Genomic DNA, 15,355 nt, shown 5'->3' with positions numbered 1-15,355 from the left:
GTGCCAACGAAATTCTAGGAGAACCCCATGAAGTCCTTCATCGTCGCCGGCCTACTCGCTGCAACCGCCATCACCGGCGTCACCGCCGCCATCTCGCAAACGGCTGAGCCGACCGTGCCAGCAGCCGCCCCGACCGGTGCGCAATACGGGACGTTCGGCTTCGACGAGAAGGGCATGGACAAGGCCGTCCAGCCCGGCGACGATTTCTACACCTTCGCCAACGGCAACTGGTCCAAGACCACCCCGATCCCCGCCGACAAGTCGAACTACGGCTCGTTCAACCTCCTCTCCGACCTGTCCGAGACGCGCACCCGCGGCATTCTCGACACCGCCGCGAAGGACCCGAACTCGAAGATCGGCCGCGCGTACGCGACGTTCCTCGACACCGGCACGATCGAGGGCAAGGGCCTCGCGCCAATCAAGCCGTGGCTCTCCAAGATCGCCGCGCTGACTGACCACGCTGGCTACCCCGCCCTGCTCGCCGAAGCAGACCGCGCCGGGATCGGCGGCCCGTTCGGCGGCGGCGTCGGCCAGGACGACAAGCTCCCTGAGCAATACGCGCTATCGCTCGGCCAGTCCGGTCTCGGCCTGCCCGACCGCGATTACTACCGCAGCGCCGACGCCAAGCTGGTCGAGGCGCGCAACGCGTACCGCGCGCACATCGTCAAGATGCTCACCCTCGCCGGCGAACCCAACGCCGAGGCCCGCGCCACCGCACTGCTCGCGTTCGAGACGGAGATCGCCAAGGTCAGCTGGACCCGCGTCGACAGCCGCGACGCCACCAAGACCTACAACAAGATGACCGTCGCCGACCTCGCCAAGCGCGCGCCCGGCTTCGATTTCGCGGCCTACTTCAAGGGCATCGGCACGCCCGTCCCGACCGTCATCGTGGCGCAGCCCTCGGCGATCACCGGCATCGCCAAGCTCGTCTCGACCGCACCGATCGGCGTGCTGAAAGACCAGCTGATCCTCCGCTCGCTCGACGGCTATGCCGACGTCCTCCCCAAGGCGTTCGACGCCGAGCAGTTCGCGTTCTACGGCACCGTCCTCGGCGGCACGCCCGAGCAGGAGGCCCGCTGGAAGCGCGGCGTCCAGTTCACCTCCGGCGCGCTCGATGACGAGGTCAGCAAGCTCTACGTCGCGCAGTATTTCCCGCCCGAGACCAAGGCCGCGGCCGATAAGCTCGTTAAGAACGTGCTCGCCGCGATGGGCCGCCGGATCGACAAGCTCGAATGGATGGCGCCCGAGACCAAGGTCAAGGCGCACGCCAAGCTTGCCGCCTTCACGCCGAAGATCGGCTATCCAAGCCAGTGGAAGGATTTCTCCGGCCTGACGATCACCTCGGGCGATGCGTTCGGCAACGAATGGCGCGCGAACGAATGGCAGCACCAGGATAATATCTCCAAGCTCGGCAAGCCCTTGCAGCGTTGGGAATGGGGCATGACGCCGATGACGGTGAACGCCTATGCCAATTTCGGCATGGTCGAGATCGTCTTCCCCGCCGCGATCCTGCAGCCGCCGTTCTTCGATCCGAAGGCCGACGACGCGGTCAATTACGGCGGCATCGGCGCGGTGATCGGCCACGAACTGAGCCATCATTTTGACGACCAGGGCTCGAAATACGATGCGAAGGGCCAGCTCACCGACTGGTGGACGGCCAAGGACATCGCCGGCTTCAAGGCGCTCACCGGCAAGCTCGGCGCGCAGTATGACGCGTACGAACCGCTGCCCGGCATGCACGTGAAGGGCCAGCTGACGATGGGCGAGAACATCGCCGATCTCGCCGGCCTCACTGTCGCGTACGACGCGTACCACACGTCATTGGGAGGCAAGACCGCGCCCGTCCTCGACGGGTTCACCGGCGACCAGCGCTTCTACCTCGGCTGGGCGCAGGTGTGGCGTCGCAACTACCGGGAAGCCAACCTTCGTAACCGCTTGCTGACCGATCCTCACTCGCCGTCGCAGCAGCGCGCGTGGGTCGTGCGGAACCTCGACCCCTGGTACGCGGCCTACAAGCCGACGCCGGGGCAGAAGCTGTACCTGACGCCGGAGCAGCGCGTTCGGATCTGGTAAGGGTTTCCCTCGGATAGCGGGGGGAGCGGAAACTGGGCGCGTCTTTCTGAGGAAAGCGCTCAAGGCAGCCCAACCCCCAACGATCCCCCCTCCCTGAAAGGGAGGGGCAGGGGGTGGGTCGGCCGCTTGGGGAGGGCATCGTCCACCAACGGGCCGACCCACCCCCAACCCCTCCCTTCCAGGGAGGGGAGCAGAAAACCGCCGTCGTTCGCCGGGCGGTGACACCCCCGTTCCCCCGCGAAAGCGGGGGCCCAGCATCAAAAACGCTACCACCCGCAACCCTGGACCCCCGCCTCCGCGAGGGAACGGCAGGGGAGTGACCTACGGACCCCATCCACGACGACCACCCCGGTGAAGGCCGGGGCTCAGTTGGGGGACGTTGCTGACGACGGTCGGCACATCGTTATTACCACCTCTCCAACTGGGCCCCGGCCTCCGCCGGGGTGGCGATTTCTCCTAGCGAACGTCGCCTGCGATACGAGTAACCACGGCAACACCACCGCAACCCGCTTGACGCCTAACCCCGCAACAGCGGATGACTCCCCGCAATGGCATCGCTCGCTTTACCCACCCCCGCCCGCAACGCAGCATTCGTCGCCATCGCCTCGGGCGTAGCCGCCGCGGCGATCGTGCTGTTGCTCGTCGGCAGCTGGATTGCCGCCGCCGGGTTCTTCGCCGCCGCCGTCATCGTCATCGGCGCGCTGATCGCGTGGCGCCTGCTCAATCCGGTCGCCAAGGACGCGCCGCGCCCGGTCGACTGGGACCTCACCCGCACCGTCGCCGAAGCCGGCACCGACGCCCTCGCGATCACCGACCGCGCCGGGCGCCTCGTCTGCGCGAACGACGCCTACGAAGCGCTGTTCGAAGGCTTCCCGACGCCCCCCGGCCTGCCGCTCGACGAAGCCGGCAACGCGGCACTTGCCGACGCCGGCCGCTCCGCGTGGCGCGACGGTACCGCGCAGGTCGACCGTCTCAACGCCCGCAACGTCTGCCTGTCCGCGCAGATCGCGCGCGCCGGCGACGATGCCGACATGCTCGTCTGGCGTTTCGTCACCGCACAGGAACACGACCTCGCCGAAACGCTTGCCGCGCTGCTGACCGGCGCGACCGGAGACCGGCTCGGCGGCAGCGGCATCATGGCGGCGTTGCTCTCGCCCGACGGCCGCGTCCGCACCGCCAATCGCGTGCTGCGCGCGCGTGCATGCGGCGACGAATACGATACGATCGAAGGTCGCGATTTCGCCCGCTTCCTCATCACCGACAGCCGCGGTCTCGTCCGCTTCGAACGCGAGGGCCTCGAAGGCACGCCACTCCGCGTCCTCCAGATCCCGTTCCTCGACGGCGACGACGCCCCCGTGCTGGTCGCGCTGCTCGACGAGGAGGAGAACGCGCCCGCGCTCGGTGCCAGCGCTTCCGCGCACGTCCGCAGCCTCGTCAGCATGATGCCGTTCGGCATGGCGCTGGTCGACCGCGACGGGCGCTTCCTGCAGATGAACGACTCGTTCCTGCGCGCCGCCGGCGTCAACTCGGTCGCGCCACCGCTCTATCCAGGCGACCTCGTCGTCCGCGAGGACAAGGCCGCGGTCGCCGACGCGATCCGCAAGTTCGCGAACGGCGCGACGCACTCCGCCGACATGGCCGTCCGCCTCAAGGATCACCCGGACGAGCCGGTCGCGCTGACGATCGCCGGCGCGCGCGGGCTCGGCGACGCGGCCGTCCTGCTCAGCCTCAAGGACAATAGCGAGGAAAGCCGCCTCAAGCGCGAGGTGGCGCAGGCCACCAAGATGCAGGCGGTCGGCCAGCTCGCGGGCGGCGTCGCGCATGATTTCAACAACATCCTGACCGCGATCATCGGTCACTGCGACCTGATGCTGATGCGCCATTCGCCGGGCGACAGCGATTACGACGACATCCAGCAGGTCCGCACCAATTCGAACCGCGCCGCCAGCCTGACACGCCAACTGCTCGCCTTCTCGCGCCAGCAGACGCTCCGCCCGCAGATCCTCCAGCTCCCCGATGTCGTCTCGGAGGTCTCCAACCTGCTCAAGCGGCTGATGGGCGAGAACGTCCGCCTCGACATGACGCACGGCCGCAATCTCGGCCCCGTCCGCGCCGATCCAGGCCAGCTGGAGCAGGTCGTGGTCAATCTCGCGGTCAACGCGCGCGACGCGATCGTCTCGGCGAACGCGCGCGGCGGCGGCGTGCTGACGATCACGACGCGTGCCGTTCCCGCATCCGAAGTGCGCGAGATGGCGTCCGACATCCTGCCCGTCGCCGACTACACCGCGCTGATCGTCCAGGACACGGGCACCGGTATCCCGCCCGACGTGCTCCCCAAGATCTTCGAGCCGTTCTTCACCACCAAGGAATTCGGCAAAGGCACCGGGCTCGGCCTTTCCACCGTCTACGGCATCGTCAAGCAGTCCGGCGGCTACATCTTCGCCGACAGCAAGCCGGGGCAGGGCGCGACCTTTTCGATGTACCTGCCGGTCCACTCCGCCCCCGCCGCGACTCGTCCCGTGGTCATCAAGCCCGCGCCGAAGCCGGTCGACCTGTGGGGCACGGGCACGATCCTTCTTGTCGAGGACGAGGACATGGTCCGCGCCGTCGCCGAGCGCGCGCTCACGCGGCAGGGGTACACAGTGCTGACCGCTGAAAACGGCGAGATCGCGCTGGAAGTGCTGGAGAAACACGGCCGCCCCGACCTGCTCATCAGCGACGTCGTCATGCCGCAGATGGACGGCCCGACGATGGTCCGCCATGCGCGCGAGAAATTCCCCGATCTGCCGATCCTGTTCATGTCGGGCTATGCCGAGGAGCAGCTGCGCAAGTCGATCGATCTAGACAACGTCGCGTTCCTGCCCAAGCCGTTCTCGGTGCAGGAATTAGCTGAAGCGGCACGAGACGTGCTTGCCGCACGCTGACTCGAACAAGATGTTGGCAAGTCGTAACAATCCCGACTATGCGAGAAATATGACCGCTACCCAACAGATCCTCATCGTCGAGGACGAACCGTTGATCGCCATGATGCTGGAGGATTTCCTCGAGGTATTGGACAAGGGAGTCGCGGGCTCGGTCGATACCGTCGCCGATGCCTTGAAGCGGATCGAAGAAGGTGGCGTAGATGGCGCGATCCTCGACGTGAACCTGCGTGGCGGCGAGAAGAGCACCGCAGTCGCCGAGGCATTGGCGGCAAGAGGCGTCCCGTTCGTGTTCGCGACCGGCGGCGGCGACGATGGAGTCGCCCCGGAATTTCGCGACCGCCCACGGTTGCAGAAGCCCTTCACCATGGACGGTGTAGCGAAGGCCCTCGAAGGCCTCTGATACTAATCGATAGAGCGCCAGGCGCCCCCCTTCTGCCCCCCTCCCTTCCAGGGAGGGGAGTAGTCCCGCTAAGCCTCGTCATTCCCGCGAAGGCGGGAACCCATATTGGCAGTCCTCACTAACAAGATCGTGAACCGTTGCCGTTCTGGATCTCCGCCTGCGCGGGGATGACGAGATTGAAGCGGTCCCGCTCGATCAAAAATCGACGCAACTCTCTTGCGTAAATACCCTCTCCCGCGACATAGGCGTTCGCCATGACCCGCACATTCGATAAATCGCGTCTACCGAGCCGCCATGTCTCCGTCGGCCCAGAACGCGCCCCGCACCGCAGCTATTACTACGCGATGGGCCTCGACGAGGAGCAGATCGCGCGCCCGTTCGTCGCGCTCGCGTCCGCCGGCAACAACTCCGCGCCCTGCAACACCACGCTCGACGCGCAGGCCGACGCCGCGCAGGCCGGCGTCATCCAGGGCGGCGGCATGCCGCGCCGCTTCAACACGATCACCGTCACAGACGGCATCGCGATGGGCCATCAGGGCATGAAGGCCAGCCTCGTGAGCCGCGAAGTCATCGCCGACTCGGTCGAACTCTCGGTCCGCGGCCATTGCTACGACGCGCTCGTCGGGTTCGCGGGCTGCGACAAGTCGCTTCCGGGGATGATGATGGCGATGCTCCGCCTCAACATCCCGTCGGTGTTCGTCTATGGCGGCTCGATCCTGCCGGGCCGCTACCAGGACCGCGACGTCACCGTCGTCGACGTGTTCGAGATCGTCGGCAAATACGCCGCGGGGGCGTGCCCGCTGTCCGAAGTCCATGCGATCGAGAAGGTGGCTTGTCCTGGCCACGGCGCGTGCGGCGGCCAGTACACCGCGAACACGATGGCCTGCGTCGCCGAGGCGATCGGTTTGTCGATCCCGAACAGCAACATGGTGCCCGCACCTTACACCACGCGCGAACAGATTGCGGTGGCGGCCGGTGCGCAGGTCATGGAGTGCCTCGCCGACAACATCCGCCCGCGCGACATCTGCACGCGCGAGGCGTTCATCAACGCCGCGCGCGTCGTCGCCGCGACCGGCGGCTCGACCAATGCCGCGCTGCATCTCCCCGCGATGGCCTCCGAGGCGGGCATCGAGTTCGACCTGTTCGACGTCGCAGAGATATTCAAGACAACGCCTTACATCGCGGACCTCAAGCCCGGTGGGAAGTACGTGGCGAAGGACATGTACGAGGCCGGCGGCGTCTACATGCTCATGAAGACGATGCTCGCCGGCGGGTTCCTCAACGGCGATTGCCTGACGGTGACGGGCAAGTCGCTGGGCGAGAACATCGACCAGGTGACGTGGAACCCCGACCAGAAGGTCATCTACGACATCAAGACCCCGCTGACCCCGACCGGCGGCGTCGTGGGCTTACGCGGTAGCCTCGCCCCCGACGGCGCTATCGTGAAGGTTGCGGGCATGCACCGCCTCCAGTTCTCGGGCCCGGCGCGCGTGTTCGATTGCGAGGAGGACACCTTCGCCGCGGTCGAGAAGCGCGAGATCAACGAAGGCGAAGTCATCGTCATCCGCTACGAAGGCCCCAAGGGCGGCCCCGGCATGCGCGAGATGCTGTCGACCACCGCCGCGCTCTACGGCCTCGGCATGGGCGAAAGCGTTGCGCTGATCACCGACGGGCGGTTCTCGGGCGGCACGCGCGGCTTCTGCATCGGCCATGTCGGCCCCGAAGCAGCGGACGGCGGCCCGATCGCGCTGGTCGAGAACGGCGACATCATCCACATCGACGCGGAGGCCGGCACGATCGACCTTGATGTTCCCGAAAACGTCATAGCAGACCGCCGCGCCGCGTGGGTGCCGCGCACCAACGATTACGGCTCGGGCGCACTCTGGCGCTATGCGAAGACCGTAGGCCCCGCGTACAAGGGTGCCGTCACGCACCCTGGAGCGGCAGCCGAAACCCATGTCTACGCTGATATCTAAGAGAATACCGACGGTTGCCCTGCTTCTCTCGCTCCCGCTATCAGCGTGCGGGCGGGGGCAGCCGAGCAGCGAACAGGTCGAGGCAAAGCAGCGCACCGAAACCGCTGGGGACAGCCGTATCGCCTGCGCGCAGGGTAACGTCGCGTTCGCGTCGATTTGCACGATCGAGCAGGCACAGGGGGAGAACGGCCTGATCCTGACGATCCGCCATCCCGATGGAGCCTTCCGCCGGTTGCTGGTAACGCAGGACGGTCGCGGCGTGATCGCGGCGGACGGCGCCGAGGTGGCGAAGATCACGATCACGGGCACGGACGGCATCGAGGTCGCGCTCGGCGGTAACCGCTACCGCCTCCCGGCCACCGTCAAGGGTACGACGAACCCCTCATGATCCGAATCGAAGGCCAGCCGGTCCTTACCGCCGCCGAAATGCGCGCGGCGGAGGATGCGGTGATCGCCACCGCAGTCTCGGTGGAGACGCTGATGGACCGCGCCGGCACCGCGATCGCGGGCGCCGTTCGCCGACTGGCTGGCGCAAACGAAGTCCTGATCCTCTGCGGCCCCGGCAACAACGGTGGCGACGGCTATGTCGCGGCCCGCGTGTTGGCGGAAATGGGCATTACGGTCAGGGTCGCGGCGCTGTCGGAACCCAGGACGGACGCGGCGAAGTCGGCTAGGGCAGGGTGGCTAGGCCTGGTCGAAACGCTGGCGGAGGCGAAACCCGCGCCGATCCTCGTAGACGCGCTGTTCGGCACCGGCCTGACCCGCCCGCTCGACTCGGTTCCCCATTCAAGCAGTTCCCCCGCGGACGCGGGGGCCCAGCTAAGTTCCGAGGGCTCACCTAGCGGCCTATCCTGGGCCCCCGCGTCCGCGGGGGAACGGTCTGTGGTCGAGTGTCTCCATTCCCTCGCGAACGCCGCGCAGCTAAGCATCGCGGTCGACCTGCCCAGTGGCCTTGGCACGGACACAGGCAAGGCGCTCAGCACGCCGCCCGTCTTCGACCTCACCCTCGCGCTCGGCGCGGTAAAACCAGCGCACCTCCTTCAACCTGCCGCGCGCTATTGCGGCCAGATTCGTCTCCTCAACATCGGCGTCCCCACCGTCAGCAAGGCCGAAGTCCTCGAGGTCCCAATCCTCCGAACCCCCGGCCCGGACTCGAACAAATACACACGAGGCATGGTCGCGATCGTCGCAGGCACCATGTCCGGTGCCGCCGACCTCGCAGCGCTCGCCGCTATGCATGCCGGCGCTGGCTACGTGACCCTGCTCGGCGACAGCGAAGGCCCCCCGCACGCGCTCGTTCGCATGCCGTTTTCCGATCACGCGCTTGCCAACGATCGCATCGGCGCACTCGTGATCGGCCCTGGCCTCGGTCGCGACGATACCGCCAAGAGCCGCCTCGGAGCCGCGCTGATCTCGGGCCACCCGCTGATCATCGATGGCGACGCCCTCCGCCTGCTCGACCCCGACCGGATCAAGGCGCTGAAAGCCCCCGTAGTCCTCACCCCCCATGCAGGCGAGTTCGACGCGCTCTTCGGCGAATCCGACACCGACAAGATCACCCGAGCCCGCGACGCCGCGGCCCGCGCCAACGCCATCGTCGTCTCCAAAGGTGCCGACACCGTCATCGCCGCCCCCGACGGGCGCGTCCGCATCGCGCAAGGGGCCAGCGACTGGCTCTCCACCGCCGGCACCGGCGACGTCCTCGCCGGCGCGATCGGCGCGATGCTTGCCGCCAAGCTCGATCCGCTCGACGCAGCCTCCGCCGGAGTGTGGCTCCACGGTGACGCTGCCCGCCGATTGGGGCCTGCGTTCATCGCCGACGACTTGGCGGAAGCGCTCCGGTCCGCCAGAGCGTCGCTATGACCACTGACTCGACCTCTGAACCGAATATCGACACCATCGTCCGCGTCGCGGCGCGTGGCGACGGCATGACCGCCGACGGCCGCCACGCCGCCTTCTCGGCGCCCGGCGACACGCTCGCCGCCGACGGCACGGTAATCCCCGGCCCGCACCACCAGACTCCCCCCTGCGTCCATTTCCCGACTTGCGGCGGCTGCCAGCTCCAGCATCTCGACGACCAAGCCTATGCCGAGTTCGTCACCGACCGCATCGCCTCCGCGCTCGACGGTCAGGACCTGTCCGCCCCGATCCGCGACCCCCACATCTCCCCCGAACGCAGCCGCCGCCGCGCGACGCTCCACGCCGAGGCCAAGGGCGGCAAGATCACGCTCGGCTTCACCGCGGAGAAGGCGCACACGATCGTCGACATCAAGGAATGCTGGATCCTCGATCCGCGGCTGTTCGCGCTCGTCCAGCCGCTCCGCCAGCTGCTCAAGCGCCTCAACTTCCGCCGCCGTGCGGACATACACCTGACGCTCGCCGACCAGGGCGCGGACATCCTGATCACCGGGTTCGCGCCCGAAGGCCTGCCGGCCGCCGAAGCGCTTACGAAATTCTGCGAAGACCACAAGATCGCCCGCGTGGCGTTCGACGACGGCCTCGGCCCCGAGACGCGCTGGGAGCCGGACGCGGTCACGATCACGCTCGGCGGCGTGCCCGTACCCCTGCCGCCCGCGTCGTTCCTGCAGGCCACACCCGATGGCGAGGCCGCGCTCACCGCCGCCGTGCTCGAAGCGATCGGCAAGCCCGCGACGGTTGCCGACCTGTTCGCCGGGCTCGGCACCTTCACGCTGGCGATCCCCGCCAAGGTCTATGCCGCCGAAGGCGCGCGCGACGCACTTGGCTCGCTGAAGGCCGCCGCGCACCGCACTCAGCGGCCCGTCTACCCGGAGCACCGCGATCTCTATCGCCGGCCGCTGACGGTGGCCGAACTCGACCGGTTCGACGCGGTGGTGATCGATCCGCCACGTTCGGGCGCGCGCGAACAGGCAACTGCGCTGGCCGAGTGCAAGACGCCGGTGATCGCCTATGTCTCGTGCAATCCAGCCAGTTTCGCGCGGGATGCCAAGGAGCTGTGTGACGCCGGCTGGCGGATCGACTGGGTCCAGCCGGTCGGCCAGTTCCGCTGGTCGACGCATGTCGAACTCGCCGCGAAGTTCGTCCGCAACGCTCCCCAGCCGTCATCCTGACGAAAGTCTGGATCTAGAGCCACCAATGCCGCGCCCTGTAACCCTGGATCCCGGATCAAGTCCGGGATGACGGGGGTGGGTAAACCGCACTCACGAAGAACAATCCATCGGGCGGCGCATTGAGCCCCAGCATCGCGCGATCCTTCGCCTCGAGCGCAGCCGCAACATCGCCAACCGCCCAACGCCCCATACCCACCAGCGCCAGGCACCCGACCATAGACCGCACCTGATGGTGCAGGAACGACCGCGCGGCCGCGTAGACGAACAGCCGCTCCCCCTCGCGCACCACCTCAAGCCGGTCCAAAGTCCGCACCGGACTATCCGCCTGGCAATGCGCCGACCGAAACGTCGTGAAGTCATGCCGCCCGACCAGCGCCCCCGCAGCCTCCGCCATCGCGTCCGCATCCAGCAACTGCGGCACCTGCCACGCCAGCCCCGCCTCGAACGTCAGCGGCGATCGCCGATTGACGATCCGATACTCATACGACCGCCCGACACACGAAAACCGCGCATGCCAATCGTCGTCGACCACCTCGCACGCCAGCACCGACACCGGCGCCGGCTTCACCAAGGCATTCAGCCCCTCCATCAACCGAAACGCCGCCAGCGGCTTCGCGATATCGACATGCGCGCGCATCGCCATGCCGTGGACGCCCGCATCGGTCCGCCCCGCCGCCTGCACCGACGCGGTCTCGCCGGTCATCTTCAGCACCGCAGCCTCCAGCGCTGCCTGCACGCTCGGCCCATGCTTCTGCCGCTGCCAGCCCATGAACGGCCGCCCGTCGAACTCCACCGTCAACGCGAACCGCGTCAAAGCTGAGTCCCCGACGGGATCGCAAACCCACGCAGCAATTCAGTGGCCGACGTCACGCCGCGCCCCGCCCGCTGCACCAAAGTCGGCCGGATCGCCCCGTCACCACACCCGATCGTCAGCTCGGCATTGACCGTAAGCCCCTCGCACCCAAGAAACGAGAACGGCAGCACATCCGCCGCCAGCACCTTGATCCGCTCCCCCGCATGCTCGAACCAAGCTCCCGGCGCCGGGTTCATCGCCCGCACCAGCCGCTCCACCTCGACCGCCGACCGCTCGAAATCGATCCGCGCCTCCGCCTTGTCGATCTTGGCGGCATAGGTAACGCCCTCCGCGGGCTGCGGCCGGGCAGGGTAGGCGTCGAGATCGGCCAGCACCTCGACCATCAACCGAGCCCCCATCGCGGAAAGCTCGGACGTCAGATCCCCCGCAGTCTTCCCAACGATCGGCGTCCGTCCCTCCAGCCGAACCGGCCCTGTATCCAGCCCCGCCTCCATCTGCATGATCCCGACGCCCGTCTCGGCATCGCCTGCGAGGATAGCGCGCTGCACCGGCGCCGCCCCGCGCCACCGCGGCAACAGCGACCCATGCACGTTGAGGCACCCGAACCGCGGCGCCTCCAGCACCGCGCGCGGCAGAATAAGACCATAAGCGGCCACTACCGCCACATCCGCGCCCAAAGCCGCAAACGCCTCGCGAGCTTCCAGCCCCTCCGGCAACGACGCCTTGAACGACACCGGCGTCCGCACCTCGATCCCCAGCGCCTCCGCCCGAAGCTGCACCGGCGACGGCACCAGCTCGCGCCCGCGCCGCCCCCCTGGCCGGGCCGGCTGGCAATATGCCGCTGCCACGTCATGCCCCGCCGCGACGAGGGCCTCCAGCACCGGTACCGCGAAGTCCGGCGTTCCCATGAAGATGATCCGCATGGCCCTCTCGAACACGCTGGCGGGGAGCCGCGCAACCCCCTATCTGTTCCCTATGGCATCCCCCGAGATCGAGGCGCTGACGCAGGCGCTGGCCCGGCTCCCCGGCCTCGGCCCCCGGTCCGCACGTCGCGCCGTGCTGCATCTGCTCAAGAAGCGCGACGCGGCGCTGGGGCCGTTGCGCGAGGCGCTGACCGCGGTCGACGAGCGGCTGGAGAACTGCTCGACCTGCGGCAACGTCGACACCACCAACCCCTGCGCGATCTGTGCCGACCCGCGCCGCGATCAGCGCTCGCTGTGCGTCGTCGAGGAAGTCGCCGATCTCTGGGCGCTCGACCGCTCGCGGCTGTTCCCCGGCCGCTTCCACGTCCTTGGCGGCCGCCTGTCCGCGCTCGAAGGCATCCGGCCCGAGGACCTCAGCATCGACAGCCTCGTCCGCCGCATCGAAGCCGGCGGTATCGACGAAGTCGTCCTCGCGATGAACGCCACGCTCGAAGGCCAGACCACCGCGCACTACATCGCCGAGCGCATCGAACGCTTCCCCGTGCGGGTCACCCAACTCGCACACGGCCTGCCGGTCGGCGGCGAACTCGACTATCTCGACGAGGGCACGTTGGCGCAGGCACTAAGGGCAAGGCGGCCAATGGCTTGAGCCAAGTCCTTGACGCACCCCTGCGCGGAACCTAGCTGCGCAGGATGACCGTCATGACCGTTCTCGAAGTCCCCGATCCCCGCCTGCGTCTCGTCGCCGAGCCGGTGGAAACGGTCGACGACTCCATCCGCACGCTCGTCGCCGACATGATCGAGACGATGTACGACTTCAACGGCATCGGCCTCGCCGCGACCCAGGTCGGTGTACAGCAGCGCGTCCTTGTCATCGATCTCCAGGAGGAGAAGGACGAGGACGACAAGCCGATCAAGAACCCCAAGGCCTACATCAACGCCGAGATCCTGTCGGTCAGCGACGAGGTCTCCACCTACAACGAGGGCTGCCTCTCGATCCCCGAGCAGTATGCCGAAGTCGCGCGCCCGGCGCGGTGCCGCGTGAAGTGGCTCGACGAGACCGGTGCTGCGCATGAGGAGGATTTCGACGGATTGCTGTCGACCTGCATGCAGCACGAGATCGACCACCTGGACGGCGTATTGTTCATCGACCACATCAGCCGGCTGAAGCGGGACATGGTCATGAAGAAGCTGGCGAAGCAGCGCAAGCTGGGCTGAGGGGCCGGGGCGACCACAAGCATGAGCGCGAGCGCTTGAGGGTGGGCACCCGTTCACCCAACACGCTACCACCCCGGCGAAGGCCGGGGCCCAATTGGGGGACATCGCCAACTGAGCGCATTCCTCCGTTACCGCGACCTTTCCAATTGGACCCCGGCCTCCGCCGGGGTGGTGCTATTCGGCGAGGGTGTCGTGGCGCCCCCTTTCTAGTTCCCTCGCGAAGGCGGGGGCCCAGGACCACGAGCGCTACCGCTTATAACCCTGGACCCCCGCCACCACGGCAGAACAATATTCCGATTGTCCTACATCAACCGTTCGACGTATGTTCCAAGCATGACGTCCCCATTCGCTCCCCAAACCCGCCCGCTAACGCCCCCATCTCCTCGCGAGGAAATGCTGCGCCAGCGTCTGCACTTCCTATACTTCACTCCAGTTTCGGCCGCGCAGAATGGCTGAGTTCGCCATCATCGCCGTCCTCGCGCTAGCCGCCGGCATCCTCCTGGGCTGGCTCCTGGCCTCCCGCCGAGCCGCCACCCTCGCCAGCGAACTTGCCGTCGCCCAAACCAAGGTCGCCGACGCCGACCTCATCCGCACCGCCCGCGATGCCGTAGAACGCGAACGCAACGCCGCGATGCAGGACCTCGCCACCCTCCGCGCGCAGAACGCCGAGCGCGCCACCGACACCGATCGCCTGCGCCTCGACCTCGCCACGATCCGCACCGACCGCGACGCCGCCCGCACCGAAATCGCCACGCTGAAAGCACAAGGCGAGGCGTTCGAAGCGCGCCTGCTCGAACTCCGCGAGGCGAAGGACGTCATGGCCGCGCAGTTCGGCGACGTCGCCAACAAGCTGCTCAGCGACGCGCAGAAGACCTTCCTCGAACGCGCCGACGCCCGCTTCCGCCAGTCGGAAGAGTCCGCCGGCCTCAACCTAAAGTCGATGCTGCAACCTGTCAGCGATCGCCTGCAACGCTACGAAGAGGGCGTCGCGAAGGTAGAAGCCGAGCGCCGCGACGCATTCGGCGACCTCAAGGGCCAGATCGAACAGATGCGGCTCGGCCAGGAAAAGGTCTCGACCGAAGCCGCCAAACTCGTCAACTCGCTCCGCAACGCCCCCAAGTCCCGCGGCCGCTGGGGCGAACAACAGTTGAAGAACGTCCTCGAAACCTGCGGTCTCAGCGAACACACCGACTTCCAGACCGAGGTTTCGGTCGCGGTAGGCGACGACGGCGCCCGCCTTCGCCCCGACGCGATCATTCGCGTCCCCGGCGGTCGCGCGTTGGTGATCGACGCAAAGGTCTCGCTCAACGCGTACCAGGACGCCTTCGGCGCGGTCGACGACGCCGAGCGCCTGATCGGCTTGGCCGCCCATGCGGCCTCCATGCGCGCGCACGTCAACGGCCTCGGCAACAAGGCCTATTGGAGCCAGTTCGCCGACACCCCCGACTACGTCATCATGTTCGTCCCCGGCGAACATTTCCTGTCCGCCGCGCTCGAACACGACCCGACGCTCTGGGATTTCGCGTTCGAGAAGCGCGTGCTGCTGGCAACGCCAACGAACCTGATCGCGATCGCCCGCACGGTCGCCGCAGTCTGGCGCCAGGAGAAACTCGCCAACGAGGCGCGCAAGATCGGCGAACTCGGCAAGGAAATGCACGATCGCCTTGCCAAGGTGGCCGACGATCTCCGCAAGGTAGGCGTCGGCCTCAACAGCGCGGTGAAGAACTTCAACGGCTTCACCAACTCGTTCAACGGCCGCCTGATGGTAACCGGCCGCAAGTTTCGCGACCTCAACATCGAAACGGGTGCGCGAGATCTGGAGGACGTGTCCTCGGTCGACGCACTGGCGCTAGGTGAGGGGCCCGCGCTGATCGAGAAGCCGGAAAACGTCGAAAGCTGACCTCCCCGTACCACCACCCCGGCGCAGGCCGGGGCCCA

General features: G+C 67.5%; 13 protein-coding genes. 10 read left to right on the top strand and 3 right to left on the bottom strand.

Annotation, left to right across the window (positions count from 1 at the left end; all coding sequences use genetic code 11):
- Positions 1-27: 27 nt before the first annotated feature.
- From AC1ME3_RS00540 to AC1ME3_RS00530, 3 genes are all read left to right on the top strand, one after another.
- A complete protein-coding gene (locus AC1ME3_RS00540; RefSeq protein WP_480954398.1) occupies positions 28-2,073 on the top strand; it encodes a M13 family metallopeptidase in 2,046 nt (681 codons plus the stop codon).
- A gap of 548 nt (positions 2,074-2,621) precedes the next feature.
- Positions 2,622-4,997, top strand: coding sequence for a hybrid sensor histidine kinase/response regulator (locus tag AC1ME3_RS00535; RefSeq protein WP_480954397.1), 2,376 nt, complete (start codon positions 2,622-2,624; stop codon positions 4,995-4,997).
- A gap of 49 nt (positions 4,998-5,046) precedes the next feature.
- Positions 5,047-5,397: a response regulator gene (locus AC1ME3_RS00530; protein WP_056062573.1), complete on the top strand. Its 351-nt coding sequence runs from the start codon at positions 5,047-5,049 to the stop codon at positions 5,395-5,397.
- Positions 5,398-5,515: 118 nt separating this feature from the next.
- Here the strand turns inward: AC1ME3_RS00530 and AC1ME3_RS00525 are convergent, their stop codons facing one another.
- Entirely contained in the window at positions 5,516-5,653 is a 138-nt protein-coding gene (locus AC1ME3_RS00525; protein ID WP_480954396.1) for a hypothetical protein, read from the bottom strand.
- Here AC1ME3_RS00525 and ilvD point away from each other — a divergent pair.
- The 4 genes from ilvD to AC1ME3_RS00505 are packed head-to-tail and all read left to right on the top strand — an operon-like array spanning position 5,652 to position 10,462.
- A complete protein-coding gene (gene ilvD, locus AC1ME3_RS00520) occupies positions 5,652-7,373 on the top strand; it encodes a dihydroxy-acid dehydratase (RefSeq protein ID WP_480954395.1) in 1,722 nt (573 codons plus the stop codon). The two genes, AC1ME3_RS00525 and ilvD, sit on opposite strands and share 2 nt — an antisense overlap.
- Entirely contained in the window at positions 7,354-7,761 is a 408-nt protein-coding gene (locus AC1ME3_RS00515) for a hypothetical protein (RefSeq protein WP_480954394.1), read from the top strand. The genes ilvD and AC1ME3_RS00515 overlap by 20 nt, the downstream gene beginning before the upstream one ends.
- Complete coding sequence (locus AC1ME3_RS00510; protein ID WP_480954393.1) at positions 7,758-9,236, top strand: NAD(P)H-hydrate dehydratase; 1,479 nt, start codon at positions 7,758-7,760, stop codon at positions 9,234-9,236. The genes AC1ME3_RS00515 and AC1ME3_RS00510 overlap by 4 nt, the downstream gene beginning before the upstream one ends.
- On the top strand, positions 9,233-10,462 hold the full coding sequence (locus tag AC1ME3_RS00505) for a class I SAM-dependent RNA methyltransferase (protein ID WP_480954392.1): 1,230 nt from the start codon (positions 9,233-9,235) through the stop codon (positions 10,460-10,462). Before AC1ME3_RS00510 ends, AC1ME3_RS00505 begins: the two co-directional genes overlap by 4 nt.
- A gap of 55 nt (positions 10,463-10,517) precedes the next feature.
- On the opposite strand, the gene truA is transcribed toward AC1ME3_RS00505, so the two are convergent.
- Both truA and fmt read right to left on the bottom strand, forming a co-directional pair.
- Positions 10,518-11,276, bottom strand: coding sequence for a tRNA pseudouridine(38-40) synthase TruA (truA, locus tag AC1ME3_RS00500; protein WP_480954391.1), 759 nt, complete (start codon positions 11,274-11,276; stop codon positions 10,518-10,520).
- A complete protein-coding gene (fmt, locus tag AC1ME3_RS00495; protein WP_480954390.1) occupies positions 11,273-12,199 on the bottom strand; it encodes a methionyl-tRNA formyltransferase in 927 nt (308 codons plus the stop codon). Before fmt ends, truA begins: the two co-directional genes overlap by 4 nt.
- Before the next feature lie 52 nt (positions 12,200-12,251).
- Here fmt and recR point away from each other — a divergent pair, with 52 nt between their 5' ends.
- From recR to AC1ME3_RS00480, 3 genes are all read left to right on the top strand, one after another.
- Complete coding sequence (gene recR / locus AC1ME3_RS00490) at positions 12,252-12,848, top strand: recombination mediator RecR (RefSeq protein ID WP_056052820.1); 597 nt, start codon at positions 12,252-12,254, stop codon at positions 12,846-12,848.
- Positions 12,849-12,892: 44 nt separating this feature from the next.
- A complete protein-coding gene (def, locus tag AC1ME3_RS00485) occupies positions 12,893-13,417 on the top strand; it encodes a peptide deformylase (protein WP_480954389.1) in 525 nt (174 codons plus the stop codon).
- Between the two features lie 448 nt (positions 13,418-13,865).
- Positions 13,866-15,317, top strand: coding sequence for a DNA recombination protein RmuC (locus AC1ME3_RS00480; RefSeq protein WP_132897672.1), 1,452 nt, complete (start codon positions 13,866-13,868; stop codon positions 15,315-15,317).
- Positions 15,318-15,355: the final 38 nt, after the last annotated feature.

The organism is Sphingomonas sp. BL2 (assembly GCF_056680015.1).
Note: the sequence above shows the minus strand (reverse complement) of the source record. Positions and strands in the feature narration are given on the sequence as shown.

Bases quoted from the DNA above. Each gene is read 5' to 3' on its own strand.
- AC1ME3_RS00540 (WP_480954398.1), top strand. From the start codon at position 28: ATGAAGTCCTTCATCGTCGCCGGCCTACTCGCTGCAACCGCCATCACC.
- AC1ME3_RS00525 (WP_480954396.1), bottom strand. From the start codon at position 5,653: ATGGCGAACGCCTATGTCGCGGGAGAGGGTATTTACGCAAGAGAGTTG.
- AC1ME3_RS00535 (WP_480954397.1), top strand. From the start codon at position 2,622: ATGGCATCGCTCGCTTTACCCACCCCCGCCCGCAACGCAGCATTCGTC.
- AC1ME3_RS00505 (WP_480954392.1), top strand. From the start codon at position 9,233: ATGACCACTGACTCGACCTCTGAACCGAATATCGACACCATCGTCCGC.
- def (WP_480954389.1), top strand. From the start codon at position 12,893: ATGACCGTCATGACCGTTCTCGAAGTCCCCGATCCCCGCCTGCGTCTC.
- AC1ME3_RS00480 (WP_132897672.1), top strand. From the start codon at position 13,866: ATGGCTGAGTTCGCCATCATCGCCGTCCTCGCGCTAGCCGCCGGCATC.
- AC1ME3_RS00510 (WP_480954393.1), top strand. From the start codon at position 7,758: ATGATCCGAATCGAAGGCCAGCCGGTCCTTACCGCCGCCGAAATGCGC.
- recR (WP_056052820.1), top strand. From the start codon at position 12,252: ATGGCATCCCCCGAGATCGAGGCGCTGACGCAGGCGCTGGCCCGGCTC.
- ilvD (WP_480954395.1), top strand. From the start codon at position 5,652: ATGACCCGCACATTCGATAAATCGCGTCTACCGAGCCGCCATGTCTCC.
- AC1ME3_RS00515 (WP_480954394.1), top strand. From the start codon at position 7,354: ATGTCTACGCTGATATCTAAGAGAATACCGACGGTTGCCCTGCTTCTC.
- fmt (WP_480954390.1), bottom strand. From the start codon at position 12,199: ATGCGGATCATCTTCATGGGAACGCCGGACTTCGCGGTACCGGTGCTG.
- AC1ME3_RS00530 (WP_056062573.1), top strand. From the start codon at position 5,047: ATGACCGCTACCCAACAGATCCTCATCGTCGAGGACGAACCGTTGATC.